At 70.5% G+C, this 26,255-nt stretch carries 25 protein-coding genes and 1 riboswitch; of the genes, 8 read left to right on the top strand and 17 right to left on the bottom strand.

All coding sequences use genetic code 11. The annotated features are described in order from the left end of the window. The first annotated feature begins 12 nt into the window (after positions 1-12). Positions 13-591, top strand: a complete 579-nt coding sequence (locus SGA01_RS11370; protein WP_141296110.1) for a PadR family transcriptional regulator — start codon at positions 13-15, stop codon at positions 589-591. Here SGA01_RS11370 and SGA01_RS11365 read toward each other — a convergent pair. The 5 genes from SGA01_RS11365 to SGA01_RS11345 form a co-directional block, all read right to left on the bottom strand. Next, positions 548-1,738, bottom strand: coding sequence for a hypothetical protein (locus SGA01_RS11365; RefSeq protein WP_371866021.1), 1,191 nt, complete (start codon positions 1,736-1,738; stop codon positions 548-550). The two genes, SGA01_RS11370 and SGA01_RS11365, sit on opposite strands and share 44 nt — an antisense overlap. A gap of 115 nt (positions 1,739-1,853) precedes the next feature. Beyond that, on the bottom strand, positions 1,854-2,870 hold the full coding sequence (locus SGA01_RS11360; protein WP_141296104.1) for a C40 family peptidase: 1,017 nt from the start codon (positions 2,868-2,870) through the stop codon (positions 1,854-1,856). Positions 2,871-3,060: 190 nt separating this feature from the next. After that, the gene (locus tag SGA01_RS11355; RefSeq protein ID WP_141296101.1) at positions 3,061-4,107 is read right to left on the bottom strand and encodes a C40 family peptidase; all 1,047 of its coding nucleotides are present in this window, start codon (positions 4,105-4,107) and stop codon (positions 3,061-3,063) included. A gap of 259 nt (positions 4,108-4,366) precedes the next feature. Continuing rightward, the gene (locus SGA01_RS11350; RefSeq protein WP_055644002.1) at positions 4,367-5,731 is read right to left on the bottom strand and encodes an NYN domain-containing protein; all 1,365 of its coding nucleotides are present in this window, start codon (positions 5,729-5,731) and stop codon (positions 4,367-4,369) included. Between the two features lie 33 nt (positions 5,732-5,764). Then, positions 5,765-6,007, bottom strand: coding sequence for a hypothetical protein (locus SGA01_RS11345; protein WP_055644001.1), 243 nt, complete (start codon positions 6,005-6,007; stop codon positions 5,765-5,767). A gap of 159 nt (positions 6,008-6,166) precedes the next feature. On the opposite strand from SGA01_RS11345, the gene SGA01_RS11340 reads away from it, so the two are divergent. Then, positions 6,167-6,901 (top strand): rhomboid family intramembrane serine protease, encoded by a 735-nt coding sequence (locus tag SGA01_RS11340; protein WP_141296098.1) that lies wholly within the window; start codon positions 6,167-6,169, stop codon positions 6,899-6,901. Continuing rightward, entirely contained in the window at positions 6,898-7,179 is a 282-nt protein-coding gene (locus SGA01_RS11335; RefSeq protein WP_030205672.1) for an Lrp/AsnC family transcriptional regulator, read from the top strand. The genes SGA01_RS11340 and SGA01_RS11335 overlap by 4 nt, the downstream gene beginning before the upstream one ends. A 71-nt stretch (positions 7,180-7,250) precedes the next feature. Here the strand turns inward: SGA01_RS11335 and SGA01_RS11330 are convergent, their stop codons facing one another. The 6 genes from SGA01_RS11330 to ctaE all read right to left on the bottom strand — a co-directional run bounded on the left by SGA01_RS11330 (position 7,251) and on the right by ctaE (position 14,423). After that, on the bottom strand, positions 7,251-8,642 hold the full coding sequence (locus SGA01_RS11330) for an aminotransferase class V-fold PLP-dependent enzyme (protein ID WP_141296095.1): 1,392 nt from the start codon (positions 8,640-8,642) through the stop codon (positions 7,251-7,253). Between the two features lie 209 nt (positions 8,643-8,851). Continuing rightward, positions 8,852-8,968, bottom strand: a riboswitch (SAM riboswitch). A 76-nt stretch (positions 8,969-9,044) separates the two neighbouring features. Next, positions 9,045-10,109, bottom strand: coding sequence for an anthranilate phosphoribosyltransferase (gene trpD, locus SGA01_RS11325; protein WP_141296092.1), 1,065 nt, complete (start codon positions 10,107-10,109; stop codon positions 9,045-9,047). 138 nt (positions 10,110-10,247) lie between these two features. Next, positions 10,248-11,873 carry a cytochrome bc1 complex cytochrome b subunit gene (gene qcrB, locus SGA01_RS11320; protein WP_141296090.1) on the bottom strand — a complete coding sequence of 542 codons (1,626 nt, stop codon included), beginning with the start codon at positions 11,871-11,873 and terminating at the stop codon, positions 10,248-10,250. Continuing rightward, complete coding sequence (qcrA, locus tag SGA01_RS11315) at positions 11,870-12,922, bottom strand: cytochrome bc1 complex Rieske iron-sulfur subunit (RefSeq protein ID WP_141296087.1); 1,053 nt, start codon at positions 12,920-12,922, stop codon at positions 11,870-11,872. Before qcrA ends, qcrB begins: the two co-directional genes overlap by 4 nt. Continuing rightward, positions 12,919-13,728, bottom strand: coding sequence for a cytochrome bc1 complex diheme cytochrome c subunit (gene qcrC, locus SGA01_RS11310; RefSeq protein ID WP_055643995.1), 810 nt, complete (start codon positions 13,726-13,728; stop codon positions 12,919-12,921). The genes qcrA and qcrC overlap by 4 nt, the downstream gene beginning before the upstream one ends. Before the next feature lie 74 nt (positions 13,729-13,802). Further along, positions 13,803-14,423 carry an aa3-type cytochrome oxidase subunit III gene (ctaE, locus tag SGA01_RS11305; protein WP_141296084.1) on the bottom strand — a complete coding sequence of 207 codons (621 nt, stop codon included), beginning with the start codon at positions 14,421-14,423 and terminating at the stop codon, positions 13,803-13,805. Between the two features lie 191 nt (positions 14,424-14,614). Between ctaE and SGA01_RS11300 the strand changes: the two genes are divergently transcribed. Then, complete coding sequence (locus SGA01_RS11300) at positions 14,615-15,016, top strand: DNA-binding transcriptional response regulator (RefSeq protein WP_055643994.1); 402 nt, start codon at positions 14,615-14,617, stop codon at positions 15,014-15,016. Between the two features lie 7 nt (positions 15,017-15,023). On the opposite strand, the gene SGA01_RS11295 is transcribed toward SGA01_RS11300, so the two are convergent. From SGA01_RS11295 to ctaC, 4 genes are all read right to left on the bottom strand, one after another. Next, on the bottom strand, positions 15,024-16,283 hold the full coding sequence (locus tag SGA01_RS11295; RefSeq protein WP_141296081.1) for a L,D-transpeptidase: 1,260 nt from the start codon (positions 16,281-16,283) through the stop codon (positions 15,024-15,026). A gap of 136 nt (positions 16,284-16,419) precedes the next feature. Then, positions 16,420-16,818 carry a cytochrome c oxidase subunit 4 gene (locus SGA01_RS11290; protein ID WP_141296078.1) on the bottom strand — a complete coding sequence of 133 codons (399 nt, stop codon included), beginning with the start codon at positions 16,816-16,818 and terminating at the stop codon, positions 16,420-16,422. Then, on the bottom strand, positions 16,815-18,551 hold the full coding sequence (gene ctaD / locus SGA01_RS11285) for an aa3-type cytochrome oxidase subunit I (protein WP_141296075.1): 1,737 nt from the start codon (positions 18,549-18,551) through the stop codon (positions 16,815-16,817). Before ctaD ends, SGA01_RS11290 begins: the two co-directional genes overlap by 4 nt. After that, a complete protein-coding gene (gene ctaC, locus SGA01_RS11280) occupies positions 18,548-19,513 on the bottom strand; it encodes an aa3-type cytochrome oxidase subunit II (RefSeq protein ID WP_141296072.1) in 966 nt (321 codons plus the stop codon). The genes ctaD and ctaC overlap by 4 nt, the downstream gene beginning before the upstream one ends. Before the next feature lie 486 nt (positions 19,514-19,999). Between ctaC and SGA01_RS11275 the strand changes: the two genes are divergently transcribed. Beyond that, complete coding sequence (locus SGA01_RS11275; RefSeq protein WP_141296070.1) at positions 20,000-21,388, top strand: cysteine desulfurase/sulfurtransferase TusA family protein; 1,389 nt, start codon at positions 20,000-20,002, stop codon at positions 21,386-21,388. A 30-nt stretch (positions 21,389-21,418) separates the two neighbouring features. Here SGA01_RS11275 and SGA01_RS11270 read toward each other — a convergent pair whose 3' ends face one another. Beyond that, a complete protein-coding gene (locus tag SGA01_RS11270) occupies positions 21,419-22,393 on the bottom strand; it encodes a carbohydrate kinase family protein (RefSeq protein ID WP_141296067.1) in 975 nt (324 codons plus the stop codon). 176 nt (positions 22,394-22,569) lie between these two features. On the opposite strand from SGA01_RS11270, the gene SGA01_RS11265 reads away from it, so the two are divergent. Beyond that, positions 22,570-22,776: a hypothetical protein gene (locus SGA01_RS11265; RefSeq protein ID WP_141296064.1), complete on the top strand. Its 207-nt coding sequence runs from the start codon at positions 22,570-22,572 to the stop codon at positions 22,774-22,776. Positions 22,777-22,838: 62 nt separating this feature from the next. Then, a complete protein-coding gene (locus SGA01_RS11260; RefSeq protein WP_141296061.1) occupies positions 22,839-24,359 on the top strand; it encodes a hypothetical protein in 1,521 nt (506 codons plus the stop codon). Between the two features lie 84 nt (positions 24,360-24,443). On the opposite strand, the gene SGA01_RS11255 is transcribed toward SGA01_RS11260, so the two are convergent. Beyond that, positions 24,444-24,800, bottom strand: coding sequence for a HesB/IscA family protein (locus tag SGA01_RS11255; RefSeq protein ID WP_015033024.1), 357 nt, complete (start codon positions 24,798-24,800; stop codon positions 24,444-24,446). Between the two features lie 236 nt (positions 24,801-25,036). Here SGA01_RS11255 and nadA point away from each other — a divergent pair, with 236 nt between their 5' ends. Beyond that, positions 25,037-26,230, top strand: coding sequence for a quinolinate synthase NadA (gene nadA / locus SGA01_RS11245; RefSeq protein WP_141296055.1), 1,194 nt, complete (start codon positions 25,037-25,039; stop codon positions 26,228-26,230). Positions 26,231-26,255 lie beyond the last annotated feature (25 nt).

The raw sequence follows: 26,255 nt of genomic DNA, 5'->3' as shown, positions 1-26,255 counted from the left end.
GGAGGGCCCCCGGTGCTGGAGCTGTCGATCCTGGGCTTCCTGTACGAGAAGCCGCTGCACGGGTACGAGCTGAAGGAGCGCATCCAGGGCCTGAGCGGCCACGTCCGCCCGGTCAGCGACGGCGCCCTCTACCCGGCGATCACCCGCCTGGTGAAGAACGGCCTGGTCGACAGCCGTACGGAACCCGGCGCGAGCGCCGCCCCGCGCCGCACGCTCTCGCTCACCCCCGAGGGACGCCAGGAGCTGCTCGCCCGGCTGCGCGCCCCCAAGGACGCCGAGATCACCGACGGCCAGCGCTTCTTCACCCTGCTCGCCTTCCTCGGCCACCTCCCCGACCCGGCGGACCAGGCGGCCGTCCTCCGCCGCCGCCAGGAGTTCCTCACCGCCCCGGCCAGCTTCTTCTACGAGGGCGGGACTCCGGTGCGCGCCGAGGAGGAGTCCGACCTCTTCCGCCGGGGGATGCTGCGGATCGCCCGCGCGACGGGCACGGAGGAGAAGGCCTGGCTGACGGAGGCCCTCGCCGAACTGGACGCGCGCGCGGAGCGCGTCAGCCGAGCCGCTCCCCCAGGTACGTCCGCCACGCGGCCGTGAACTCCTCCGGCGTGGTGTCCAGGACCTCCTGGAGCGCCTTCTCCACCGCGCCGTCCCGGCCCGGGTGCGCCCCCACCGCGCGGTAGAACTCCGTCAGCTCCTTCTCGCCCCAGCGCTCCGCGATCAGCGCGCACGCCAGCCAGCCGCCCTCGTAGGCCCGGGCGAGCGCCTCCGCGTCGCCGCCGAAGCCGAAGTCCGCGTCCTCCGGGAGCCGGGCGGGCAGCTCGCCCGCACGGACCGCGCGGGCCAGCTCGGGGGCCGCCTGGGCGGGTGTCCGGCCGGTGCCCCGGTAGGCGGCCCAGTCGGCGAAGCCCTCGGAGAGCCAGACCGGGGTGGACGCGGAGGTGTGGGCCCGGGTGGCGACATGGACCGTCTCGTGGGTGAGGACCAGCTGCCGGCCGAAGTCGCCGAGGGCGCCGTACGCCTCGGGGTTGACGATGACCCGATCCGCGGGCGCGTCCGCCCCGCCCGCCGTCTCCCCCGTGGTGACGGCGGCGATGCCCCGGTAGGAGCTGCCCGGCGCCCCGAGGAGGCCGCCCATCGCGTCCAGCGAACCGGGGACGAGGACGACGACCTCGCGGGCCCACTCCGAGGGCCAGGCCGCGCTCACGGCGGGGACCGCCCGGTCGGCGGCCGCGGCGATCGCCCGGAGCCGCACCGGGTCCTGGCCGACGCCGAGGACCAGCGAGCGGGCCCCCCGGACCGCGGTGACGTCCCCCTGCTCCCAGAGCTGCCGGGGCGCGCCCTCCGCGGGCCGGTCACCGGTCACGTACCAGCGTCCGTCCCGCTCGGCCAGGTCCAGGACGCGGCCGCTGGTGACGGGCCCCCTGTCGTGGCCCCGCAGCCGGTAGCCGAGCTCGGTGCGCGCGGTGACCCGGTCGTCGCCGGTGCGGTCGATCCCGGTGACCCTGTACGTCCAGTCGTCGAGCGGCACCTGCGCGAGCCGCCGGAACCCGGTCAGGGCGGTCGGCGCGTACGCGGGGTCGAGGGCGGCCCGGAAGGAGGCCTCGTCACGGTCGAGGAGCGCCCTGGCGTGCGCGTCGAGGAGCGTCTGTATCTCCCGGGACACCGCGGACGTGGCCGCGGTGCCGGGGCTGCCCGCCGAGCAGCCGGCGAGCGCCGTGAGCGTGAGCAGCAGGACGAGCAGACAGGCCACGGCCGGCCGCCTCGCTCCACACCCCTGACCTGCCACGCCTCAAATCGTACGGTCGGACGGGCCGGTGCCGCTTCCGGTACGGCGGGATCGGCGCCCCGCCCCGGCCTCAGACCCGCGTCACCGTCACGTTCGACATCATGTTCACCGGGTCGTAGCGGACCCGCGCCCCCGGGTAGGGCGCGTGGATGACCTGACCGTTGCCCGCGTAGATCCCCACATGGCTGGCGTCGCCGCGGTACGTGACCAGGTCGCCGGGCTGCGCCTGCGAGAGCGGCACCTGCCGGCCCGCGTGCCGCTGGCCCTGGGAGGTGCGCGGCAAGCTGATCCCGGCCTGCCGGTACGACCAGACCATCAGGCCCGAGCAGTCGAAGCCGGAGGGCCCGGTCGCCCCCCACACGTACGGCTTGCCGATCGCGCTGCGGGCGGCGATCACCGCGGCGGAGGCCCGGGAGGAGCCGGGGGCGAGGTCGGCGAGGGGCGGCAGCTCCTCCGCGCGCCCGCCGGAGCGGGAGGCCCGGTCGTAGTCGGCGCGCTCCGCGACGGTGAGGGAGGCGAGGATCCGGCGGGCCTCGGCGAGCTTGCGCTCGACGGCGCGCTTGTGGCGGGCGACGTCGGCCCGGCTGCGCTCCAGCTCGGCGAGGGCGGTGCGCGCCTCGTCCCGCTTCTGGTTCAGCCGGCGCTGCTCCCGCCGCAGTTCGCCGAGCGCGACGCCCTGCCGGGCGGTGACGCGGTCGAGGGCGGAGGCGCGTTCGAGGTAGCTGTCCGGGTCGGAGGAGAGCAGCAGCGCGAGGGCGGGGTCGATGCCGCCGGAGCGGTACTGGGCCCCGGCGACCGAGCCGAGGGCGCCCCGCATGTGGTTGATGCGGTCCTGGCCCCGGGCGAGTCCGTCCTGCGCCCGGGAGACCGTCCTGCGCAGCGCGTCCGTCTTCTCGTCCGCCTTGTTGTAGCCCTCGGTGGCCTTCTCGGCCTCCTCGAAGAGGCGGTCGACCGTGGCCCGGGTGGCGGCGCTGTCGCCGGGCCCCGGGTCGGCGCTCGCGGGGACGGCCCCGAGGGACGCCGCCGCGGTGGCCGCGGCGGCTGCGGTCAGGACGGTGACCCTCGCGGGTCGGCGGTGGGACGCCACTAATCGCGCTCCGTTCGGCTCGACGCAGACTGGCGCGGCAGACAGTAGCCGCTGATCACGCCGTGTCCAACGAAGCCGACGGGCACACAAAGTGACGCCCCGCCGGAGAACACAGGTCACCGGCGGGGCGTCAGGTCAGCGCGGGTCCGGGCGAACCACCCGTTTGGGCGGCATGCCGGGGCGGGGCGTGTCAGCCTCCGATGCGGACACCGAACTGGAACGTGCCCATGTAGTTCATCGACTCGTAGCGGACGCTGGCGCCCGGCTTGGGAGCGTGGAGGATCGTGTTGTTGCCCGCGTACAGACCCACGTGCGACAGGCCGTTGAAGAAGACCAGGTCGCCCGGCTTGAGCTGACTGCGGCCGATCTTCGTGCCGTCGTTCTGCTGGGTGTAGGTGACGCGGCTGAGCCTGGCACCGGCCTGGCCGTAGGCCCACTGGGTCAGACCGGAGCAGTCGAAGGACGTGGGGCCCTCGTGGCCGGACTGGTACGGCATGCCCTGGCGGGTGGCGGCGGCGGCGAGCGCGGCGGCGCCGAGGCCGCTCGCGGGGGCCTCGTTGCCGAGGTCGATCCGCTCGCCGGCGGCGCGGCTGGCGCGCTGCTCCTTCGCCCGCTCCTCCTGCTCCAGCTTGGCCTTCTCGGCCGCCGTGAGGGTGTTGAGGAGCTTCTGCGCCTCGGCGAGCTTGCCCTGGAACTTCTTCTTCTTGGCACCGAGGGTCTTGCGGACGTCCTCGAGGTCGGCGAGCTTCGTGGTCGCCTCGGCGCGCTGCTGCGCGAGGGTCCGCTGCTTGGCCTGGATCGAGGTGAGGACGTCGGCCTGCTGGGCGCTCAGCTGGTCGATCGCGGACGCCTTGTCGAGGTAGGTGTCCGGGTCGGCGGAGAGGAAGAGCTGGAGCGCCGGGTCGATGCCGCCGGAGCGGTACTGGGCGCTGGCGACCGAACCGATCTGGTCGCGCAGGGTGTTGAGCTCCTGCTGACCGCGGGCCACCTTGTCCTGGAGGTTGCCGATCTCGTCCTGCAGCTTGCCCCGGCGCTCTTCGGCCTGGTTGTACTGCTCCGTGGCCTCTTCGGCCTCGTGGTGCAGCGCGTCGACCTTGGACTTGACCTCGTCGATCTTGGGCTTGGGGGCCGCCTGGGCTCCGGACTGGGCGGAGAGGGCTACGGCGGCGGCCGCGGCCGCGGTGAGCACGGTCACACGGGCCCGGCTCGGCTGCTTGGGTCGACGGTGGGACGCCACGAAGGCGATCTCCTTCTTCCTCAGAGCCGCCCGACCGGTTGAGAGGCAGGCGGTTCCTCCGCCGCCACCCCGGATGAGTGATCGACCGTGCGAAGGTTCGAGCCCTGACCCTAGTGACCAAGTTGTGATCAGTTCAAATCCCACCGGCAAAAATATCGCTCGCGCAGCACTTTATTCACACGCACCCCACGGCCAGTGATGGCCACTTGACGGTGTGCCATCCAGAATTCGGGCATACCGCCCAGGAGTTACGAGGTCGCTACGAGAGCCGCGAAAGCCGCTTCAGCAACAAGGCGGACGCCACCGGCCGCGCCCCCGCCTTCGCGACACCGTCGGCCACCTCGCGGTCGGTGGAGACCACCACCACGGGCCGCCCCGGCGGCTCGGCCCGGACCAGCTGCCGGATCAACTCGTCGGCCGTGACACCGGGCTTGGAGAAGAGCACCCGCACCCCGCGCGGCGGCGCGAGCAGCACCGGGGCCGCCAGCTCCGCCCCGTCGAAGACACACGTGACCTCGGCGCCCGAACGGGCCGCGAGGGCCGACAGGCTCCCGAGCAGCCGCAGCCGCTGCTTCTCCAACGGCATCGTCGGATAACCGGTCTTGGTGACGTTGTAGCCGTCGACGACCAGATGGGCCTGGGGCAGCGCGAGCAGCTGGTCGAGCAGGGCCGGGTCGGTCTCGGAGAGCGCCCGCGCCGCGATGTCCTTCGGGGACATCCGCCCCGGCTCCACCGCGTCCACAGTGTCCGCCGGGAGCACGGAGACGGGCGGCAGCGCCAGTTCGCGCCGCAGCCCCTGAGCCGCGTCCAGGACCGTGTCGAGCAGCAGCCGCAGCCGCATGTCCTCCACCGAGCGGCCCTCGCGGGCGGTCCTGCGGCTCGCCTCCAGTGCCGCCTCGACCTCGCCGAGCCGGGCCTTGAGCCGCCGGCTCTCGCTCTCGGCGGCCGACACCTGGGCCGCCGCCTCCGCCCGCGCCGCGTCGATCTCGCCCTGCGCGCGGCGCATCGCGGCCTCGCCGCGCTTCACGTCGCTCTGGGCGCTGCGCAGCTTGCGATGAAGCGATTCCGCTTCCTTCCGGGCGGCGTCCAGATCGTGGCGCAGCTGCTCCGTCTCGCCGCGGGAGCGGTCCCTGGCGGTGGCGAGCTCCTCACGCAGCCGCTCCAGCTCGCGCCGTCCGGCCTCGTCGGCCCGCTCGGCGTCCGCCCGCAGTGCCTCCTCGCCCGCGGCGGCCACGAGCTTGACCCAGCCGACCGGACGCAGCACATAGGCGGCCGCGGCCACGTCGACCGGGTCCGCGGCGGCGGGCGGGGTGCCCGTCTCGACGGCCCCGGCCAGTTCGGGCTGGGCCTGCTTGAAGCGCTCGCCGATCCGCTGCCGGAAGAGCGGATCGCTCTCCAGGGCGGCCGCCATCGCGTTGCCGGCGAACTTGGCCCGCCGGCTCGCGGTGAACCGGGCGTACTGCCGCAGGGGGGCCGGCAGCTCCGCGACGGTCAGCCCGCCGAAGGCGTCCGCGACCAGCGCGACGACCCGCCGACGTACGCCTTCCGTCAGTGGGTGGTCGAGCGTCTCGGCAGCGTCACCTGCCGCGCCGGCCGGCTCTCCACCGTGCGCGGGCTGCTCCACGATCCGTCACCCCTATGTCGTCCGCGCCGTCCCTCAGGAGGCGGCGCCCGGCCTGTCCACCAGTTCGATCTGGTCCACCGCGTTGCACCAGCGGCAGCGGACCGACTCGATGGTCTCACTGACCACCTGCCGCTCCTCGACCGTCGGGTCACCCGCGAGGTCCAGATGGACGTACTCCACGACCTTCGAGGAGCGGGTCACGTCGAATCGGGTCAGGTTGCCGCAGAGCGTGCAGCGCCAGCGGGTCTCGTCGGTCGGCAGGGGAACCGTCGTCATCGGTCCGTTCCTTCTTCCTGTCGGGTCGTACCAGGTGCGGGAGCCGCGGTGCGCCGTCGAACCGCTGTCGTACTGCCCGTTACCCTACGGCCTCGTCGGTGCGCCGGGACACGGCGAGGCACTCTGTCCAGTTCGGCCCCGGTACGCCATGATCTGTCCATGATCGACTGGCGAGCGGCGGCTCTCGGCGCCTGGCGGGGCACCCGCGGCGGCCCCACGGTGACCTACGGCCTGATCGCCGCCTGCTGTCTGCTCTTCGCGGTGAGCCCGGTCTCCGGTCTCAACCCGGTGTACGGCACGGGCGACGCGCTCCTGGCGGCCCAGGGCACGTACTTCCGCCGCTGGGGCGTGGTCCCCGCCGAGCTGATGAGCGGCGAACCCCGCGCCCTGCTCACCCCGTTCACCGCGCTCTTCGTCCACGGCAGCTGGCTCCACCTGCTGGGTAACATGCTCTTCCTCTACGTCTTCGGCGCGATGGCCGAGGAGCGCATGGGTCCGGTCGGGTTCGGCCTCTTCTACCTGGGCACCGGCTACCTCGCCCTCGTCGGGTACGCGGTGGCGCACGCGAACAGCGAGCAGACGCTGGTCGGGGCGTCCGGGGCGATCTCCGGGGTGCTCGGGGCCTTCCTCTTCCTCTTCCCGCGCTCCCGGGTGACCAGCCTCTTCCCCTTCCTCTTCTTCCTGCCGCTGCGCTTCCCCGCCTGGATCGTGCTGATCTTCTGGTTCGTGCTCCAGTGGCTGGCGGCGCGGGCGGCGGGACCGGGGCCCGGCGTCGCCTATCTCTCCCATGTGGTGGGCTTCTCCGTCGGCTTCCTCTACGCCTGGGGCCGCTACCGGGGTGGGGATAGAGTGAAGGCACCAGCCGCGGCGACCGAGGGAGAAAGCCAGCCGTGATCACCGCGATCGTGCTCATCAAGACCAGCGTGGACCGCATCCCCGAGATCGCCGAGTCGATCGCCGCGCTCGACAGCGTCAGCGAGGTCTTCTCGGTGACCGGCACCTACGACCTGATCGCCATGGTGCGGGTGCCGCGCCACGACGACCTGGCGGACGTCATCCCGGGAAGCATCAGCAAGATTCCCGGCGTCGAGGCCACGGACACGCACGTGGCGTTCCGCACGTACTCCCAGCACGACCTGGAGGCGGCCTTCGCCATCGGCCTGGAGTCCTGAGGCCGCGCACGCGTCATGAGTGAAGGGGGTCTCCCGATCGGGAGGCCCCCTTCACCCGTACGAGTGAGTGATCAGCCGCGGTCCGGGACGCAGCGGCCGTCCTCGGTGCGGTACTTCCACTGCGCGCCGTCCCGGACGAGCTCCTTCACGGCGCCGACGAACCGCTCCACGTGCTCGTCCGGCGTACCGGCGCCGAAGCTCACCCGGATGGCGTTGAGCGAGCGCTCGCCGGGCGCGGCCTCGGGGGCGCCGCACTCGCCCGGGTCCTGCGGGTCGCTGCCGAGGAGGGTGCGGACCAGCGGGTGGGCGCAGAAGAGACCGTCGCGGACGCCGATGCCGTACTCGGCGGAGAGCGCGGCGGCGAAGTGGGAGCTGTTCCAGCCCTCCACGACGAAGGAGATGACGCCGACGCGGGGCGCGTCGTCGCCGAAGAGCGAGAGCACCTTCACCTCGGGAACCTCGGCGAGCCCCGCGCGGACCGTGTCGATCAGGTGCTGCTCGCGGGCGACGAGCTCGTCGAAGCCGGCCTCGGTGAGCGCCTTGCAGGCGGAGGCGATGGAGTAGACACCGATGACGTTCGGGGAGCCGGCCTCGTGGCGGGCCGCGGTCGTGTGCCACTCCACGTCCACGCCGCCGTCGGCGCGGCGCGCCACCTTGCGGGAGGCGCCGCCGCCGGCGAGGTACGGCTCGGCCTCCTGGAGCCAGTCGGAGCGGCCCGCGAGGACGCCCGAGCCGAAGGGCGCGTACAGCTTGTGCCCGGAGAAGGCGACCCAGTCCACGTCCAGTTCCTGTACGGAGACGGGGTGGTGGGGCGCGAGCTGGGCGGCGTCGAGGACGATCCGGGCGCCGTGGGCGTGCGCGGCGGCGGCGAGCTCCTTCACCGGCCACAGCTCACCGGTGACGTTGGAGGCGCCGGTGACGCAGACGAGGGCCGGGCCGTAGGGGTCGCGCCCGGCGAGGGCGAGCTCCAGGGTCTCGACGGCCTGGGCGGGGGTGCGGGGCGCGTTCAGGTAGGTGACGCGAGCGTCCTGCCAGGGCAGCAGCGAGGCGTGGTGCTCGGTCTCGAAGACGAAGACCTCGCAGCCGGACGGGATGGTCCGGGCGAGCAGGTTGAGGGAGTCGGTGGTGGAGCGGGTGAAGACGACCTGGTCGCCGGGGCGGCAGTCGAGGAACTCGGCGACGGTGACGCGGCTGTTCTCGAAGAGGTCGGTGGAGAGCTGGGAGAGGTAGCCGGCGCCGCGGTGGACGCTGCCGTAGTAGGGGGCGTACGCGGCGACGTCGTCCCACACCCGCTGGAGCGCCGGGGCGCTGGCGGCGTAGTCGAGCGCCGCGTAGGTCACTTCGCCGCCGGTGACGAGCGGGACGGTGACGTCACGGCCGAGGACCGGAAGCGGGGCGGCGCAGCAGGGGTCGGCGGACTCGGAGCCAGTGGTCTCGACAGCGGTGTTCGGGTATGCGGACATGGCGGTATCTCCCGGCGGGCGGTGCGGAATGGCTTCGGAAATCCCGTACGCGGCCGGACACGGCGGGGCACGGGTGATGCCTCGGAGGACACGGGGGTACGCGGAAGCGACCCTGATCCGAGGGTGAAGTAGGGGCGGATTCGCCCTATCGCATTCGCTTGCTCACGGAAAAAGCTCCTCGAGAGACCAGGACCCCTGGTGTGTCGAGGGGCCCGCGCTTGCCGTAGACCTTTTTGTCTACGGCCTGGTCTTCACCCGGGGCACCCCGCCACGGACGGAGGGTTGCCGGACAGCAAGCCGGGGCTTCGTAGCTGTCACTCATGACCTGGCATGCATCCTGCCACATGATCGCGGAAGCGCAAGACCCCGGTCCGCATGCTGGACCGGGGCCTCGGGGGTGAACTACGCGTTGCTGACGGCGATCCAGCGTTCCAGGGCCTCGCGGGCCGCACCGGAGTCGATCGCCTCCGCGGCCTTCGCCATGCCGGCCCGCAGCTGCTCCACGAGGGTGCCGTCGCCCGGTTCCAGGGCGGTGAGCGCCGCCGCGGAGTTCAGGAGCACCGCGTCCCGTACGGGCCCGGTCTCCCCCGCGAGCAGCCGCCGGGCGACGTCGGCGTTGTACGAGGCGTCCGCGCCGCGCAGGGCCTCCACCGGCACGATCTCGATGCCCACGTCCCGGGGGTCGAAGGCCTCCTCCCGCACGGAGCCGTCCCGGACCACCCAGACCCGCGAGGTGGCCGTGGTGGTCAGCTCGTCGAGTCCGTCGTCGCCTCGGAAGACGAGGGCGGAGGAACCACGATCCGCGAGGACGCCGGCGACGATGGGGGCCATCCGGGGGTCGGCGACACCGGTCGCCTGGGCCCTGACCCGGGCGGGGTTGGTGAGCGGGCCCAGGAAGTTGAAGACGGTCCGGATGCCCAGCTCCTTGCGGGCCGTGGCGACGTGCCGCAGCGCGGGGTGGAACTTCACCGCGAAGCAGAAGGTGATCCCCGCCTCCTCCGCGACCTCGACGACCCGCTTCGGGGTCAGCTGCAGATTGACGCCGAGCTTCTCCAGGACGTCGGAGGCACCGGACGCGGAGGACGCGGCCCGGTTGCCGTGCTTGACGACCTTGGCTCCGGTGCCGGCGACGACGATCGCCGACATGGTGGAGATGTTGACGGTCTTGGCGCCGTCGCCTCCGGTGCCGACGATGTCGACGGAGGGGCCGGGGACCTCGATCGTGTTGGCGTGCTCGTACATGGTCCGGACGAGACCGGTGATCTCCTCCACGGTCTCGCCCTTGGCCCGCAGGGCGACGACGAAGCCGGCGATCTGGGCGTCGGTGGCCTCGCCGCGGAGGATGCGGTCCATCGCCCAGGCCGTGTCGTCGGCGCTCTGGTCGCGACCGGAGAGGAGACCGTCCAGGACGACGGGCCAGGAGCGGCCCGCCGCGAAGTCGCCTCCAGCGGGGTGCACAGCGCTCATGGCCGCTCCTCATGTCTGTTGCGCGCGTAACAGGTAACGACACTCACCCTATCGAGCCCCAGGGACGGCGAAGAGCCCCGTCCATCGAATGGACGGGGCTCTCACCGTGGCGACCTACATCAGTGGAAGGTCAGGGGATCAGTGGTGGCCGTGGCCGCTCTGGATCTCCTTGTACTCCTCCGAGGTGGGCTTGGCGATCTGGTTGTCCGCGCCGTAGTAGCCCTTGTTGAGCTTGACCCGGAGCTTCTCCATGGCGCCGATCTTGCGCTCCACGCCGTTCTCGTCGACGGCCGGCGGAAGCTCCGCGGGCTCGTACTGCTCGTGCGCCGTGAGGCGGTGCAGCTGGCCCTGACTGAGCGGCTCGTGGACCTCGACGAACTCACCGTGCGGCAGGCGCTTGATGATGCCCGACTCGCGGCCGTGCAGCACCTTGTCCTTGTCGCGGCGCTGGAGGCCGAGGCAGATCCGCTTGGTGACGATGAAGGCGATGACCGGGCCGAGGAAGAAGAAGATCCGCACGAACCAGGTGATCGAGTTGATCGACAGGTGGAAGTGGGTCGCCCAGAGGTCGTTTCCACCACCCACGAGCATGACCATGTACGCGGTGATCCAGGCGACACCGAAGGCGGTACGCGTCGGAGCGTTGCGCGGGCGCTGCGCGATGTGGTGCTCGCGCTTGTCGCCGGTGATCCAGGACTCGATGAACGGGTAGACCGCGATGGCCGCGAGGACCGCCGGGAAGATCGCCAGCGGGATCATCACGCCCAGGACCAGCGTGTGGCCCCAGAGGTTGATCTCCCAGCCCGGCATGACACGGATCAGGCCTTCGGCGAAGCCCATGTACCAGTCGGGCTGGGCGCCGGTGGACACCTGGTCCGGGCGGTACGGGCCGATGGCCCAGATCGGGTTGATCGAGGCGATCGCCGAGATGACCGCGATGACACCGAAGACCAGGAAGAAGAAGCCTCCGGCCTTCGCCATGTACACGGGCAGCAGCGGCATGCCGACGACGTTCTTGTTCGTCCGGCCGGGACCCTCGAAGTGCGTGTGCTTGTGCACGAACACCAGGATGAGGTGGGCGACCACCAGGCCCAGCATGATGCCGGGCAGCAGGAGCACGTGCGCCGAGTAGAACCGGGCCACGAAGTCGCCGCCGGGGAACTCCCCGCCGAACAGGAACATCGAGAGGTAGGTGCCGACGATCGGCACCGACAGGATCGCGCCCTGCATGAAGCGGACACCGGTGCCGGAGAGCAGGTCGTCCGGGAGCGAGTAACCGGTGAAACCGGTGAACATGCCCAGGAAGAACAGCAGGAAGCCGAACAGCCAGTTGATCTCACGCGGCTTGCGGAACGCACCGGTGAAGAACACGCGCATCATGTGCACGAACATGCCGGCGAGGAAGATCAGCGCCGCCCAGTGGTGGATCTGCCGGATCAGCAGACCACCGCGCACCTCGAAGGAGATGTGCATGGTCGAGTTGAACGCCTCGGACATCAGCTGTCCCTGGAGCGGGACGTACGGTCCGACGTACTCCACCTCGTTCATCGACGGGTGGAAGAACATCGTCAGATAGACGCCCGTCAGGATGATGATGAGGAAGCTGTAGAGGCAGATCTCGCCCAGCATGAAGGACCAGTGGTCCGGGAAGATCTTCCGCATGTTGGCCTTGGCCAGCGTGTAGATCCCCAGCCGGCCGTCGGCCCAGTCGGCGACCCGCTCACCGGCGGGCGCCTTCTTCGTCGTATCGGTCACGGTGCTCATCCGCGCTCCCAGAAGGCAGGGCCGACGGGCTCGTCGAAGTCGCCGAGCGCCTCCAGGAAGCCCTTGTCGTTCACGCCGATCCGCAGCTGCGGGAGGGCGTGACCGGCCGGGCCGAAGATGACGCGGGCGCCGTCGGAGAGGTCGAAGGTGGACTGGTGGCACGGGCAGAGCACGTGATGCGTCTGCTGCTCGTACAGGGAGATCGGGCAACCCACGTGGGTGCAGATCTTCGAGAAGGCGACGACGCCCTCGTGCGACCACTCGAGCTCGCGCTTGTCCTTGATGTCCTCCGGCTGGATCCGGACGATCATCAGGGCGGCCTTGGCGATCTCGACCTGGAAGTCGTGGTCGTGCTCCGACATGCCCTCGGGCATCGCGAAGGTCAGCGAACCGACCGCGACGTCCTCGGGACGCAGCGGCTCGTGCGTGTTCATGTTGATCAGCTGCTTGCCGCGGGCCCACTTGGTGGTCCGGAGCTTCTTCTCGGGCAGCGGACCCATGTCACGCAGGAGCATCACGCCGGAGAGCGGGACGAGCGCCAGCGCACCGAACATCGTGTTGCGGATGAGCTTGCGGCGGCCGAAGCCGGACTCGGCGGCACCGGCCGCGAAGTCCGCCATGACCTTCGCCTTGACCTCGGGCGACGCCTCCATCGGGTGACGCTCGTCGGCGACCTCGACGTCGGACATCAGGGTGCGGGCCCAGTGGACCGCCCCCGCGCCGATGAAGAAGAGGGCGAGACCGAGGGTCCACCCCAGGGCGAAGTTGAGCGCGGACACCCGGCCGAAGGGCCAGATGTACACGATCTTGTCGACCGGGAAGATCACGTACGAGGCGATGAAGCCGACAGTGGCCAGCATCGACAGCACGAACATGAAGGCGACCGCACGCTCGGACCGGCGGGCGGCCCGCTCGTCGATGTCCTGGATGCGCGGCTTGTGGGGCGGAAGGCCCGGGTCGGCGAACGGATCGTCGGCGACCTTCACCGCGCCGTGCGCGGTGTCCTGCCCCGCGGGCAGGTTCTCTTCTGGAATCTCTTGGGTACTCATGACTTCTTGGCCTTAGCGGTGTGGGCCGCGACCCAGATGGCAACTGCGATGAGCGCGCCCAGACCGAAGACCCAGGCGAACAGACCCTCGGAGACGGGGCCGAGGCCACCGAGCGAGAGACCGCCCGGGTTGTCGGCCTTCTCGCCGTTGACGGCCTGGACGTACGCGATGATGTCCTTCTTCTCCTGCTCCGGCATGGTCGTGTCCGGGAAGGAGGGCATGTTCTGCGGGCCGGTCTGCATGGCCTCGTAGAGGTGCTTCGGGCTCACGCCTTCGAGGCTGGGGGCGTACTTGCCGTTGCTCAGCGCGCCGCCCTCACCGGTGAAGTTGTGGCACTGGGCACAGTTGCTGCGGAACAGCTCGCCACCCTTGGCGATGTCGGCTCCGGCAGGGTTGTACTGGGCCTCGGTCGGCGTGATCGGACCGGCACCGAGAGAGGCGACGTACGCCGCGAGCTGATCGATCTCAGCCTGCGAGTAGATGACCTTCTTCTTCGGGACCTGGGCGCCCGGCTGCTGGGCCGGCATGCGGCCCGTGCCGACCTGGAAGTCGACTGAGGCCGAGCCGACGCCGACCAGGGACGGGCCGTCAGTGGTGCCCTGACCGCCGGTTCCGTGGCAGCTGGCGCAGCCGACGGAGTAGAGCTTCTTGCCCTCCTCGATCGCGAGGGACTGGGCGGTTTCATCGGCCTTCGCCGTGCCCGCGGGCGCGAACGCGGCGTACAGCCCCCCAGTGGCCGCCAGCGCGAGTAGGAGGACGACGACCGCCGCCAGCGGATGGCGTCGTCGTGCGGAGAGCTTTTTCACGGATTACCCCGGTGTCAGGATCTTCTGCGTCGATGCTTGCTGGATGTCTCGGTCCGCCATGAGGCGGTGACCGATTACTTGATCATGTAGATCGTGGCGAAGAGGCCGATCCAGACGACATCGACGAAGTGCCAGTAGTAGGACACGACGATGGCGGCGGTTGCCTGCTCGTGGGTGAACCTCTTGGCGGCGTACGTCCGGCCGAGGACCAGCAGGAAGGCGATGAGACCGCCCGTCACGTGCAGGCCGTGGAAGCCGGTGGTCAGGTAGAACACCGAGCCGTACGGGTCCGACGAGAGCGAGAGGCCCTCGTGCTTGACCAGCTCGGTGTACTCGAAGACCTGGCCGCCGATGAAGATCGCACCCATCACGAACGTGATGATGAACCACGTCCTGAGCTTCTTCACGTCGCCCCGCTCGGCGGCGAAGACGCCGAGCTGACAGGTGAGGGAGGAGAGCACCAGGATCGTGGTGTTGGTCGCCGAGAACGGGAAGTTCAAGGCCGAGGCCTTTTCCGCCCAGAACTCGGGACCGGTCACCGATCGCAGGGTGAAGTACATCGCGAAGAGGGCCGCGAAGAACATCAGCTCGGAGCTCAACCAGATGATGGTTCCGACGCTGGTGAGGTTCGGTCGATTGACCGACGGGTGCGCGTGCCCTGTTTCTACTGTCGTTACTGTCGCCACGACCGACATTATGTCGGTCGCTTATCCCGCCCTCACTCCGGGGGGTGCCGTTCGGAGTGTCAGGGGGGTGTGTCCAGCCCGAACGGCCCATCGGAAGGCCCTTCGAACAGGTGCTGAACGGGTGTTGACGGGGTGTGGACCGGAGTAGCATCCCGCGCATCGATCGACGACCTTCCCACGGACTTCCCCACGGAGGAACGATGCAGTCGAGTGCCACGGTCCTGGTCTACAGCGACGACGCGAACACCCGCGCGCAGGTGCGCCTCGCCGCCGGGCGCAGGCCCGCGGCCGACGTCCCCCCGGTCGAGTTCGTGGAGTGCGCGACTCTGCCGGCGGTGCTGAAGCGCCTGGACGAGGGCGGTGTGGACGTGTGCGTCCTGGACGGCGAGGCGGTGCCCGCCGGCGGCATGGGCGTCTGCCGGCAGATCAAGGACGAGATCTTCCGCTGCCCGCCGGTGCTGCTGCTCATCGGGCGCCCGCAGGACGCCTGGCTGGCCACCTGGAGCCGCGCGGACGCCGCGATCACCCTTCCGGTGGAACCGGTGGAGTTCGCGGCGTCCCTGGCGTCCCTGCTGCGTTCCCGCCTGTCCCTCGACGCGTAACCCAGCCCTAGAAGGAGAGGGGCCGCAGGCGGGCCTTGGCGTCCTCGGTGGCGGTCGGGTCTCCCGACTGTTCCACCAGGGCGCTGCCCTTGCGCCACTTGTCCCACGGCATGTTCCAGTCGCCGAAGCCGTTGCCGAAGGTGTCCATCGTGTTGCCTGAGCTGTTGACGGTCTTCACGATGTCGCCGGGGCGGACGGTCTCGTAGAACCAGGCCGCGTTCCCGGTCGACATGCCGACACAGCCGTGGCTGACGTTCGCCACGCCCTGCGAGCCGACGGACCAGGGCGCGGCGTGGACGTATTCGCCGCTCCATGTCACCCGCGTGGCGTAGTAGACCGGCAGGTCGTACGACTCCGAACTGCCTTCCGCGATGCCGACGCTGGTGCCCCGCATCCGGACGTAGTACTCCTTGCCGAGCACGACCTTGATGCCGTTGCGGGTGGAGAAGCCCGGCTTGCCGGTGGTCACCGGAATGGTGTTGATCACTTCTCCGTTGCGCCGGACGGTCATGTAGTGCGACCCGGCGTCCGCGACCGCCTCGACGCGGTCGCCGATGGAGAGCTTCAGCGGCTTGGACGCGCCGCCGTAGAGCTTGTCCCCCACCTTGAGGCCGTCCAGGTTGGCGGTGGCCGTGACGCGCGCTCCCGCGGGCCAGTACTCCTTCGGGCGGAAGTGCAGCTTCTTGTCGTCCACCCAGTACCAGGAGCCTTCGACGGCGGGGGTGGAGCGGACCTTGAGGGCCCGCTCGACGACCGCGCGGGCCGCCCTGTCCTTCACGGGGAGGCTGAGGTCGGCGGTGAGGGGCTGTCCGACGCCGTACGTGCCCGTCTCAGGCCCGAAGGTGGCGGTCAGGGCCCGTTTGGCCGGTGCCGTCTCGAACGTGTACGTACGGGCGCCTGGAGCGCCGTCCTCGTCCTCGGTGGCCACCCGGACGGTGTAGTGGGTGCCGGCGGCCAGGGCGGCCGTGGAGCGCCAGCGCTGCCCGTCCGCGGTGAGTTCGCCTGCCAGATGGCGTCCTGCGGTGTCTATGGCGGTGACGTCGGTGATCCGACCGTCCTCGCCCTTGGCGGAGATCTCCAGGGGCTTCTCCGGGTCCGCCTTGGCGCCGCCCGTCCCGGCGCTGATGGCGAGCTGGTCCGCCGCGTCGTAGGGCTTCACCGACAGGGGATGGCCGTCGGAGCCCGCGCAGGCCGTGGCGGCCGCGGTGACGGTGACGGCCAGAAGAGTGCAGCTCAGAACAGTCCGAATGCGCGGCGTGTCGTTCATGACTTCACGCTAAGGACTGTCCTCGGCAGCAGCGCGCCGAGTGCGGCAAAAGAGGGGCCCGGACACTTCGGTGACGAAGTGTCCGGGCCCCTCTGGGTGCTCCGTTACGGAGCGGGGTACCGCTGCGGCGTTGCCGCTACTGGTTCTGGTTCTCGCCGCGGTAGAACTCGAAGACCCAGCCGAACAGGCCGACGAGGATCAGCGGGGCGGAGAAGTACAGGATCCACCAGCCCATCGCGACGGCGAGGAAGGCGAGCGCACCACCGACGGCCAGCGAGAGCGGCTGCCAGCTGTGGGGGGCGAAGAAGCCCACCTCGCCGGCCTCGTCCGCGACGTCGGCCTCCTTGTTGTCCTGCGCCATCGCGTCGACACGCTTGGCCGTGAAGGCCAGGTAGTAGCCGATCATGATGGACAGGCCGAAGGCGAGGAACAGCGCCGTGGTGCCGACCGGCTCCTTCGACCACACGCCATACAGGATGGCCACGGCGAGGATGAAGACGCTCAGCCAGATGAACATCTTGCCTTGGATCTTCACTTGCCGGCCTCCTTGCCGCTCGTGAGGGCCTCGGCCACGTGCCCCTTGTTCTCCAGCTGGTCGACAGCGGCGATCTCAGGGTGGTGCAGGTCGAAGGCCGGGGACTCGGAGCGGATCCGCGGCAGCGTGAGGAAGTTGTGCCGCGGCGGCGGGCAGGACGTCGCCCACTCGAGCGAACGGCCGTAGCCCCACGGGTCGTCGACCTCGATCTTCTTGCCGTACTTGGCGGTCTTCCAGACGTTGTAGAAGAACGGCAGGATCGACAGACCGAGCAGGAAGGAGGAGATCGTCGAGATCGTGTTCAGCGCGGTGAAGCCGTCGGCGTCGAGGTAGTCCGCGTAACGACGCGGCATGCCCTCGGCACCGAGCCAGTGCTGCACCAGGAAGGTGCCGTGGAAGCCGATGAACAGCGTCCAGAACGTCATCTTGCCGAGTCGCTCGTCCAGCATCTTGCCCGTGAACTTCGGCCACCAGAAGTGGAAGCCGGCGAACATCGCGAACACCACGGTGCCGAAGACGACGTAGTGGAAGTGCGCGACGACGAAGTACGAGTCCGAGACGTGGAAGTCCATCGGCGGCGAGGCCAGGATGACACCCGTCAGACCACCGAAGGTGAAGGTGATCAGGAAGCCGATCGTCCAGAGCATCGGTGTCTCGAACGACAACGAGCCCTTCCACATCGTTCCGATCCAGTTGAAGAACTTCACGCCTGTCGGTACGGCGATGAGGAACGTCATGAAGGAGAAGAACGGTAGGAGCACACCGCCTGTGACGTACATGTGGTGGGCCCACACGGTCACGGACAGGCCGGCGATCGCGATGGTCGCGGCCACCAGACCGATGTAGCCGAACATCGGCTTACGGCTGAAGACCGGGATGACCTCGGAGACGATGCCGAAGAACGGCAGCGCGATGATGTACACCTCTGGGTGTCCGAAGAACCAGAAGAGGTGCTGCCAGAGCAGCGCTCCACCATTGGCCGCGTCGAAGATGTGCGAGCCGAACTTGCGGTCCGCCTCCAGGGCGAACAGCGCGGCCGCCAGGACCGGGAACGCGAGCAGGACCAGGACACCGGTCAGCAGCACGTTCCAGGTGAAGATCGGCATACGGAACATCGTCATGCCCGGAGCGCGCATGCAGATGATCGTGGTGATGAAGTTGACCGAACCGAGGATCGTGCCGAAGCCGGAGAAGGCCAGACCCATGATCCACATGTCGGCGCCGACACCCGGCGAGCGGACGGCGTCCGACAGCGGGGAGTAGGCGAACCAGCCGAAGTCGGCCGCACCCTGCGGGGTGAGGAAGCCGGCCACCGCGATGATCGAGCCGAAGAGGTACAGCCAGTACGCGAACATGTTCAGCCGCGGGAACGCCACGTCGGGCGCGCCGATCTGCAGCGGCATGATCCAGTTCGCGAATCCGGCGAACAGCGGCGTCGCGAACATCAGCAGCATGATCGTGCCGTGCATCGTGAACGCCTGGTTGAACTGCTCGTTCGACATGATCTGCGTACCCGGACGGGCCAGCTCGGCGCGCATGAAGAGCGCCATGAGACCGCCGATGCAGAAGAACGCGAACGACGTGACCAGGTACATCGTCCCGATCGTCTTGTGATCGGTGGTGGTCAGCCACTTGATCACGACGTTGCCGGGCTGCTTGCGCCGTACGGGCAGCTCGTTCTCGTACGAGTCCTCAGCTGCGGCGGCACCCTGGGTTTCGTTGTGGATGCTCACAGTTGGTTCTTCTCCGCATTCCTGGCCGGGTCCGTCTGCTCGATGCCAGACGGGATGTAGCCGGTCTGCCCCTTCTCGGCCAGCTCCTTCAGGTGCTGCTGGTAGCGCTCCGGAGAGACCACCTTGACGTTGAAGAGCATCCGGGAGTGGTCGACACCGCACAGCTCGGCGCACTTGCCGAGGAAGGTGCCCTCCTGGTTCGGAGTCACCTCGAAGACGTTGGTGTGACCCGGGATGACGTCCTGCTTGAACAGGAAGGGGACCACCCAGAAGGAGTGGATGACGTCGCGGGAGGTCAGGACGAACCGGACCTTCTCGCCCTTGGGCAGCCACAGGGTCGGGCCCGGGTTGCCGGTCTGCGGGTTCCGGTCGCCGGGGATACCGGCGTCGTAGACGCCGCCGGCGTTCTCCGGGAACGCCTCGAGGTACTTGTCCGGGATCGAGGAGAGGTTCTTGTCCGCCTTGGCGTCACCCTCGACACCGGGCACGTTCTCGACGTAGTTGAAGCCCCAGCTCCACTGGTAGCCGACCACGTTGATGGTGTGGGCGGGCTTGGGGGAGAGGCTGAGGAGCTTGGACTCGTCGCGCGCGGTGAAGTAGAAGAGCACCGAGACGATGATGAGCGGGGTGACCGTGTACAGCGCCTCGATGGGCATGTTGTAACGGGTCTGCGGAGGTACCTCGACCTTGGTCCTGCTCCGCCGGTGGAAGATGACGGACCAGATGATCAGGCCCCACACCAGGATTCCGGTGATGAGCGCGGCGGCCCACGAGCCCTGCCACAGGGAGAGGATCGTGGGAGCCTCTTCCGTGACGGGGGTGGGCATGCCAAGGCGGGGGAAGTCTTCCCAGTTGTACGAGCAGCCCGTGGCTGTCGCCAGGATCAGGCCCGCAGTCAGCACCTGCGGCAGCTTCCGCCGCATCGGGCGCCGCGACGAGCGGTCGGAGCCGTTGGGACTCACGTAGCGCCTTCCCGAGAGTCTCGGCCCGCAGTGGTCGGCCACGGCCGTCCGTCTCGCTGGTCGGTCGCCGCCCCGGCCGCGGGCAGGGGTTTGGATGTTTATGCGGACCAAACCCTACTGGACGCTATTTGGGGTCGCGCGGGGAGGGTGCCCAACGCGCCGCCCGAGCCCCCGAAGGGGTGGACTCCGAGGTTCCGGAGGGGGGTCCCGGGGGCCCGTCCGGCGGTCTGGCGTCGTACCGGGAGGGCCTTCTGACGAGGGCTCACGAGAAGCGCACGGATGTGCGGACGGATGTGTGGGCGGTGGTGCGGGCCGGGCGCGTCGGGCGTGTCGGCCGGGCGCGGGACGGGGGTCGGCACGGCGGGTCGGGGCGGGTCCGCCGGGCAGGGCGGGGAGGGGTCGCCCGGCAGGTCGGGGCGAGGCCGCGCGGCGGGTCGGAGAGGGGTGCCCCGGCGGGTCGGGGACGGACGGCCCTACCGTGGGCGGATGCCGTACTTCGATGCCGCGTCCGCCGCGCCCCTGCACCCCGTCGCCCGCCAGGCGCTGCTCGCCTCCCTGGACGAGGGCTGGGCCGACCCGGCCCGGCTGTACCGGGAGGGGAGGCGGGCCCGGCTGCTCCTGGACGCGGCGCGGGAGGCCGCGGCGGAGGCGGTGGGGTGCCGTCCCGACGAGCTCGTGTTCACTCCTTCGGGGACGCGCGCGGTTCACGCCGGAATCTCCGGGGCCCTCGCGGGCCGTCGGCGTGTCGGGACCGGTCTCGTCGTCTCGGCGGTCGAGCACTCCTCCGTCCTGCACGCGGCCGAGCGGCACGCGGCGGCGGGCGGCGCGGTGACCGAGGTGCCGGTGGGCCGGTCGGGCGCGGTGGACCCGGAGGGCTTCGCCACGGCGCTGGACGCCGGGACGGCCCTGGCGTGTCTCCAGTCGGCCAACCACGAGGTGGGGACCGAACAGCCGGTCGCCGAGGTCGCCGAGGCCTGCCGGGCGGCGGGGGTGCCGCTGCTCGTGGACGCGGCCCAGTCGCTGGGCTGGGGGCCGGTGGAGGGCGACTGGTCGCTGCTCGCGGCGAGCGCGCACAAGTGGGGCGGCCCGGCGGGCGTGGGGCTCCTCGCCGTACGGAAGGGGGTGCGGTTCGCTCCCCAAGGCCCCGCGGACGAACGGGAGTCGGGGCGGGCGCCCGGCTTCGAGAACCTGCCGGCGATCGTGGCGGCGGCGGCCTCGCTGCGGGCGGTCCGGGCGGAGGCGGCGGCCGAGTCGGCACGGCTGCGGGGCCTGGTGGACCGGATCCGGGCACGGGTGCCGGAGCTGGTGCCGGACGTGGAGGTGGTGGGCGACCCGGTGGCCCGGCTCCCCCATCTCGTCACGTTCTCCTGCCTCTATGTCGACGGAGAGACCCTGCTGCACGAGCTGGACCGGGAGGGTTTCTCCGTTTCGTCCGGTTCGTCGTGTACGAGCTCGACGCTGACGCCCAGCCATGTGCTGCGCGCGATGGGCGTGCTGAGCGAGGGGAACGTCCGGGTGTCGCTGCCGGCCGGCACCCCGGCGGAGGACGTGGACCGCTTCCTCGACGTGCTGCCGGGGGTGGTCGCGGGGGTACGGGAGCGGCTCGGCGCTCCGGCGACCCCGGCCGCGGCCCCGGCGGCCGGCTCCGGCTCGCTCGTGGTGGACGCGCTCGGCCGGCGCTGCCCGATCCCGGTGATCGAGCTGGCGAAGGTGATCGGCGACGTCCCGGTCGGCGGGACGGTGACCGTCCTCGCCGACGACGCGGCGGCCCGCCTCGACATCCCGGCCTGGTGCGAGATGCGCGGCCAGGAGTACGTGGGCGAGGAGCCGTCCGAACGGGGCGGCGTCGCGTACGTGGTGCGGCGGGTGGCCTGAGCCGCCCGCCGCACACCACCGCCAGGGGCGTCAGCCCAGGTGGGACTGGACCTCGGCGGCGGCCTCGTCGCCGTAGGCCTTGGTGAAGCGGTCCATGAAGTTGGCGCGGCGCAGGGTGTACTCCTGCGTGCCCAGGGTCTCGATGACGAGCGTGGCGAGCATGCAGCCGATCTGGGCGGCGCGCTCCAGGTCGACGCCCCAGTGCAGACCCGTCAGGAAGCCGGCGCGGAAGGCGTCGCCGACGCCGGTGGGGTCGACCTTGGCCGTCTCCTCGGGGCAGCCGACCTCGATCGGGGTCTCGCCGACGCGCTCGATGCGGACGCCGCGCGAGCCGAGGGTGGTGATCCGGTGGCCGACGCGGGAGAGGATCTCCGCCTCGGTCCAGCCCGTCTTGGACTCGATGAGGCCCTTCTCGTACTCGTTGGAGAAGAGGTAGGTGGCCCCGTCGAGGAGCGTGCGGATCTCCTCGCCGTCCATGCGCGCGATCTGCTGCGAGAAGTCGGCGGCGAACGGGATCGACCGGGAGCGGCACTCCTCCGTGTGGCGGAGCATCGCCTCGGGGTCGTCGGCGCCGATCAGGACCAGGTCGAGGCCGCCCACGCGGTCGGCGACGGCCTTGAGCTCGATCAGCCGGGCCTCGCTCATCGCGCCCGTGTAGAAGGAGCCGATCTGGTTGTGGTCCTTGTCCGTGGTGCAGACGAAGCGGGCGGTGTGCAGGACCTCGGAGATCCGCACGGAGGAGGTGTCGACGCCGTGGCGGTCGAGCCAGGCGCGGTACTCGTCGAAGTCGAAGCCGGCGGCGCCCACGAGGAGCGGGGTGCTGCCGAGCTGGCCCATGCCGAAGCAGATGTTGGCCGCGACGCCTCCCCGGCGCACGTCCAGGTTGTCGACGAGGAACGAGAGGGACACCGTGTGGAGCTGGTCGGCCACGAGCTGGTCGGCGAACCGGCCGGGGAAGGTCATGAGGTGGTCGGTGGCGATGGAGCCGGTGACTGCGATACGCACGGCGGGGTGCTCCTGCGGAAATCGATAGGGCGCGCGAAGCGCTCGACTGAAGGGTGGTGGTGGGCGACGGGCGGGCGACAGTTCACGCTACCGGGTGGGGGCGGTCCTGCCGAACAGTGGAAACTACCCCAGAGTAGGCCTTTTCTCCGGAGCGCTCGGATGCATACGGTGCGGCCATGACCACGTACCCCGCTCCTCGCGAGCGCCACGAGTCCGAGTTGAGCCTCGCCCAGCTGTGCGGCGACGGTGCTCGGATGGCCCCCCACTGGGTGTCCCCGGTCTCTCCCGCACCCGCCCCGGTCTCCCCCGCGCTGATCCACGGGGTCGTCATCCCGGCGGCCTCCGCGCGGCTGATCGCCGCCACCGCGGAGTACGGCGGCTGACGGAACCGTCCGCGCGTCCGCTCCGTCCCACCCGTGTCCGATCGATACGAGGGAGCGATGCGGTGAGCGGTACGGAGAACGGGCAGAGGCGGCGGAGGCTGCTCACCGCCTCGGTGGCGGCGGGTGTCCTGCTGGCCGGTGGCGGTGGGGTCTATCTCGCCGTGGCCGCGACGGCACCCGGCAAGGCCACACCGAGCGGGACGGCCGACGCGGCCCACGCGGCCGCGCCGCCGCCGTTGCGTCTGGAGAGCGGTACGGATGGCGGTACGGGCATCGCCCCCGGCGAGCCCGACCCCGGAGGCGGTCCGAACGGGACCGTCTACACAGCCAAGGGCCCCCTCCCCCAAGGGCCCTCCTCGGCCGCGGTCCACCGGCCCGAGGGCCTGGTCACCTCGGCGGAGGTGACCAGGCTGGCCGAAGCGCTGGGCATCTCCGGGAGCCCCGCCCTGGTCGGCGAGGTCTGGACGATCCGGCCGGAGAAGGACGGCTCGGGGGCGCGCCTCGACGTGGCGCGGAAGGCCCCGGGGAACTGGACGTACTCCTGGTACGACGGCGGTCCGGCCGGCGACGCCTGCCTCAAGGGCAAGGCCTGCCCTCCGCCGGGTGAGACGAAGCCCTCCCCCGGTGGTTCGCCGGTGAGCGAGGCGGCGGCGAAGGCCGCGGCGGCTCCCGTCCTGAAGGCGATCGGCCAGGACGACGCCAAGGTGACCGCGACCCAGGTGATGAACGGCTCGGTCCGGGTGGTCAACGCCGAGCCCGTGGTGGGCGGGCTGCCGACCTACGGCTGGTCGACGGGGCTCCACATCGGGCCGGACGGCCGGCCGGTCGCCGGGAGCGGGATGCTCAAGGAGCCGGCGAAGGGCGACACGTACCCGGTGATCGGGGCGGAGAAGGCGCTCGCCGAGCTGAACGAGGCCTCGAAGGGAACCGGCCCGATCGGCATCGGCGGCTGTGCCACCGACCCGCCGGCCGGGGTGCCGGAGGCCGGGAAGAAGACCGAGGGGGGCGTGCCCGACATCGGCAGGGACCTCGACGAGCCGGTGACCGGAGCGACCGACGCCCCGGGCGCGCCCTGCCAGTCGATCGCGGACCGGGTGGCGCCGGACGAGGTGCCGGTGACGCGGGCGGTGTTCGGACTGGCCGCGCAGGACGTGGCCGGTGAGCGGCTGCTCGTCCCGGCGTGGCTGTTCACGGCGGACCCCGCGGACATGGCGCCGTACACGGTGACGCAGACGGCGGTGGCCCCGGAGTTCCTGGCGCCGCCCGTGAAGCCCTCGCCCACGCCGACGCCGGAGCCCGACGAGGGCACGTCCCCGGCGCGGCAGATCGAGTCGTACCGGACCGAGGGGGACGGCCGGAAGCTGACCGTCACCTTCTGGGGCGGGGTGTGCAGCGAGTACACGGTGACGGCGACGGAGAGCGCGGACCGGGTCACGGTGCGGGTGAAGGAGACGCCGATCGACCCGGGCAGGGCGTGCATCGCCATCGCGGTCGAGGTGACGAAGCCGGTGACGCTCGACCGGCCGCTGGGCGACCGGCCCGTCGTCGACGGGGCGAGCGGGGAGGCCGTGCCGCGCCGCTGACCACAGCCGTAGGGGTACATGCCGCGAGGGCGGCGGTCCGGGAGTACCGGACCGCCGCCCTCGCGTTCGTGCGGGTGGTGCGACTTAGCTGAACGAGTCGCCGCAGGCGCAGGAGCCCGTGGCGTTCGGGTTGTCGATCGTGAAGCCCTGCTTCTCGATGGTGTCGACGAAGTCGATCGAGGCGCCGCCGAGGTAGGGGGCGCTCATGCGGTCGGTGACGACCTTGACTCCGTCGAAGTCCTTCACGACATCGCCGTCGAGCGAACGCTCGTCGAAGAACAGCTGGTAACGCAGGCCGGAGCAGCCACCGGGCTGTACGGCGACGCGCAGGGCCAGGTCCTCGCGGCCTTCCTGGTCGAGGAGGGCCTTGACCTTGGCCGCGGCGGCGTCGGACAGGAGGATGCCGTCGCTGACAGTGGTCTTCTCGTCCGATACGGACATCTGCTTCTCTCCCGGTGTGTACGGAGACTGCTTGCCGACGGTTGCAACCGGCGGTGTCCCGGATTCATTCCGGGGCGAGCGGGTCTTTCTTCTTTCATGCTCGCACACCCTGTCCTCGAGTGCGGACGGCGAATTCGTCACATCGACACTATGGACATCGTCAACGTGACGTGAAGCGGTTATGATAGATAGCGTCATTTCGACGAAAAGGCTTGTCCCGAAGACCCGAAGAAAGGGTGCGTGTCGTGACCACCGCCCAGCCCCTGGATGTCCAGCCGACGCCGCTCGCCCTGCTCCTGCTCGGCCGCGAGGCCGACCCGAAGAGCGAGCGCGGCGTGGAGTGCCCGGGCGACCTGCCGTCGCCCTCCGACCCGGACCTCGTGGAGCGCGCCCGCGCGGCCAAGGAGAAGCTCGGGGACAAGGTCTTCGTGCTCGGCCACCACTACCAGCGTGACGAGGTCATCCAGTTCGCCGACGTCACCGGCGACTCGTTCAAGCTCGCGCGCGACGCCGCAGCCAAGCCGGAGGCCGAGTACATCGTCTTCTGCGGTGTGCACTTCATGGCCGAGTCGGCCGACATCCTCACCACCGACGACCAGAAGGTCGTCCTGCCGGACCTGGCGGCCGGCTGTTCGATGGCCGACATGGCCACCGCCGAGCAGGTCGCCGAGTGCTGGGACGTGCTGACCGAGGCCGGCGTCGCCGAGCAGGTCGTGCCCGTCTCGTACATGAACTCCTCGGCCGACATCAAGGCCTTCACCGGCAAGCACGGGGGCACGATCTGCACCTCGTCGAACGCCAAGCGGGCGCTGGACTGGGCCTTCGAGCAGGGGGAGCCCGGCACAACAAAGGTTCTCTTCCTGCCGGACCAGCACCTCGGCCGCAACACCGCCGTCCGCGACATGGGCATGTCCCTGGACGACTGCGTGCTCTACAACCCGCACAAGCCCAACGGCGGGCTCACCGTCGAGGAGCTGCGCAACGCCAAGATGATCCTGTGGCGCGGGCACTGCTCGGTGCACGGCCGCTTCTCGCTGGACTCGGTCAACGACGTCCGCGAGCGGATCCCGGGCGTGAACGTGCTGGTCCACCCGGAGTGCAAGCACGAGGTCGTCGCCGCCGCGGACTACGTGGGCTCGACCGAGTACATCATCAACACCCTGGACGCGGCCCCGGCCGGTTCGAAGTGGGCGATCGGCACCGAGCTGAACCTGGTCCGCCGCGTGGCCAACGCGCACCCGGACAAGGAGGTCGTCTTCCTCGACAAGACGGTCTGCTTCTGCTCGACCATGAACCGCATCGACCTGCCGCACCTGGTGTGGACCCTGGAGTCGCTGGCCGAGGGCAACCTCGTCAACCAGATCCGGGTCGACAAGGAGACGGAGAGCTTCGCCAAGCTCGCCCTGGAGCGGATGCTGGCGCTGCCGTAACGGTTCTCCCGTACGTACGCCGAAG

Origin of the sequence: Streptomyces gardneri, from assembly GCF_006539185.1 — a bacterium.
GTDB lineage: Bacteria > Actinomycetota > Actinomycetes > Streptomycetales > Streptomycetaceae > Streptomyces > Streptomyces gardneri.
The sequence above is the reverse complement of the archived record's forward strand: the minus strand, read 5'-3'. Positions and strand labels throughout refer to the sequence as shown.

Excerpts from the sequence above, each read along its gene's own strand:
- SGA01_RS11345 (WP_055644001.1), bottom strand. The coding sequence starts at position 6,007 with ATGACGACGGTTCCCCTGCCGACCGACGAGACCCGCTGGCGCTGCACG.
- SGA01_RS11340 (WP_141296098.1), top strand. The coding sequence starts at position 6,167 with ATGATCGACTGGCGAGCGGCGGCTCTCGGCGCCTGGCGGGGCACCCGC.
- SGA01_RS11330 (WP_141296095.1), bottom strand. The coding sequence starts at position 8,642 with ATGTCCGCATACCCGAACACCGCTGTCGAGACCACTGGCTCCGAGTCC.
- trpD (WP_141296092.1), bottom strand. The coding sequence starts at position 10,109 with ATGAGCGCTGTGCACCCCGCTGGAGGCGACTTCGCGGCGGGCCGCTCC.
- qcrB (WP_141296090.1), bottom strand. The coding sequence starts at position 11,873 with ATGAGCACCGTGACCGATACGACGAAGAAGGCGCCCGCCGGTGAGCGG.
- qcrA (WP_141296087.1), bottom strand. The coding sequence starts at position 12,922 with ATGAGTACCCAAGAGATTCCAGAAGAGAACCTGCCCGCGGGGCAGGAC.
- ctaE (WP_141296084.1), bottom strand. The coding sequence starts at position 14,423 with ATGTCGGTCGTGGCGACAGTAACGACAGTAGAAACAGGGCACGCGCAC.
- SGA01_RS11300 (WP_055643994.1), top strand. The coding sequence starts at position 14,615 with ATGCAGTCGAGTGCCACGGTCCTGGTCTACAGCGACGACGCGAACACC.
- SGA01_RS11295 (WP_141296081.1), bottom strand. The coding sequence starts at position 16,283 with ATGAACGACACGCCGCGCATTCGGACTGTTCTGAGCTGCACTCTTCTG.
- SGA01_RS11275 (WP_141296070.1), top strand. The coding sequence starts at position 20,000 with ATGCCGTACTTCGATGCCGCGTCCGCCGCGCCCCTGCACCCCGTCGCC.
- SGA01_RS11265 (WP_141296064.1), top strand. The coding sequence starts at position 22,570 with ATGACCACGTACCCCGCTCCTCGCGAGCGCCACGAGTCCGAGTTGAGC.
- SGA01_RS11255 (WP_015033024.1), bottom strand. The coding sequence starts at position 24,800 with ATGTCCGTATCGGACGAGAAGACCACTGTCAGCGACGGCATCCTCCTG.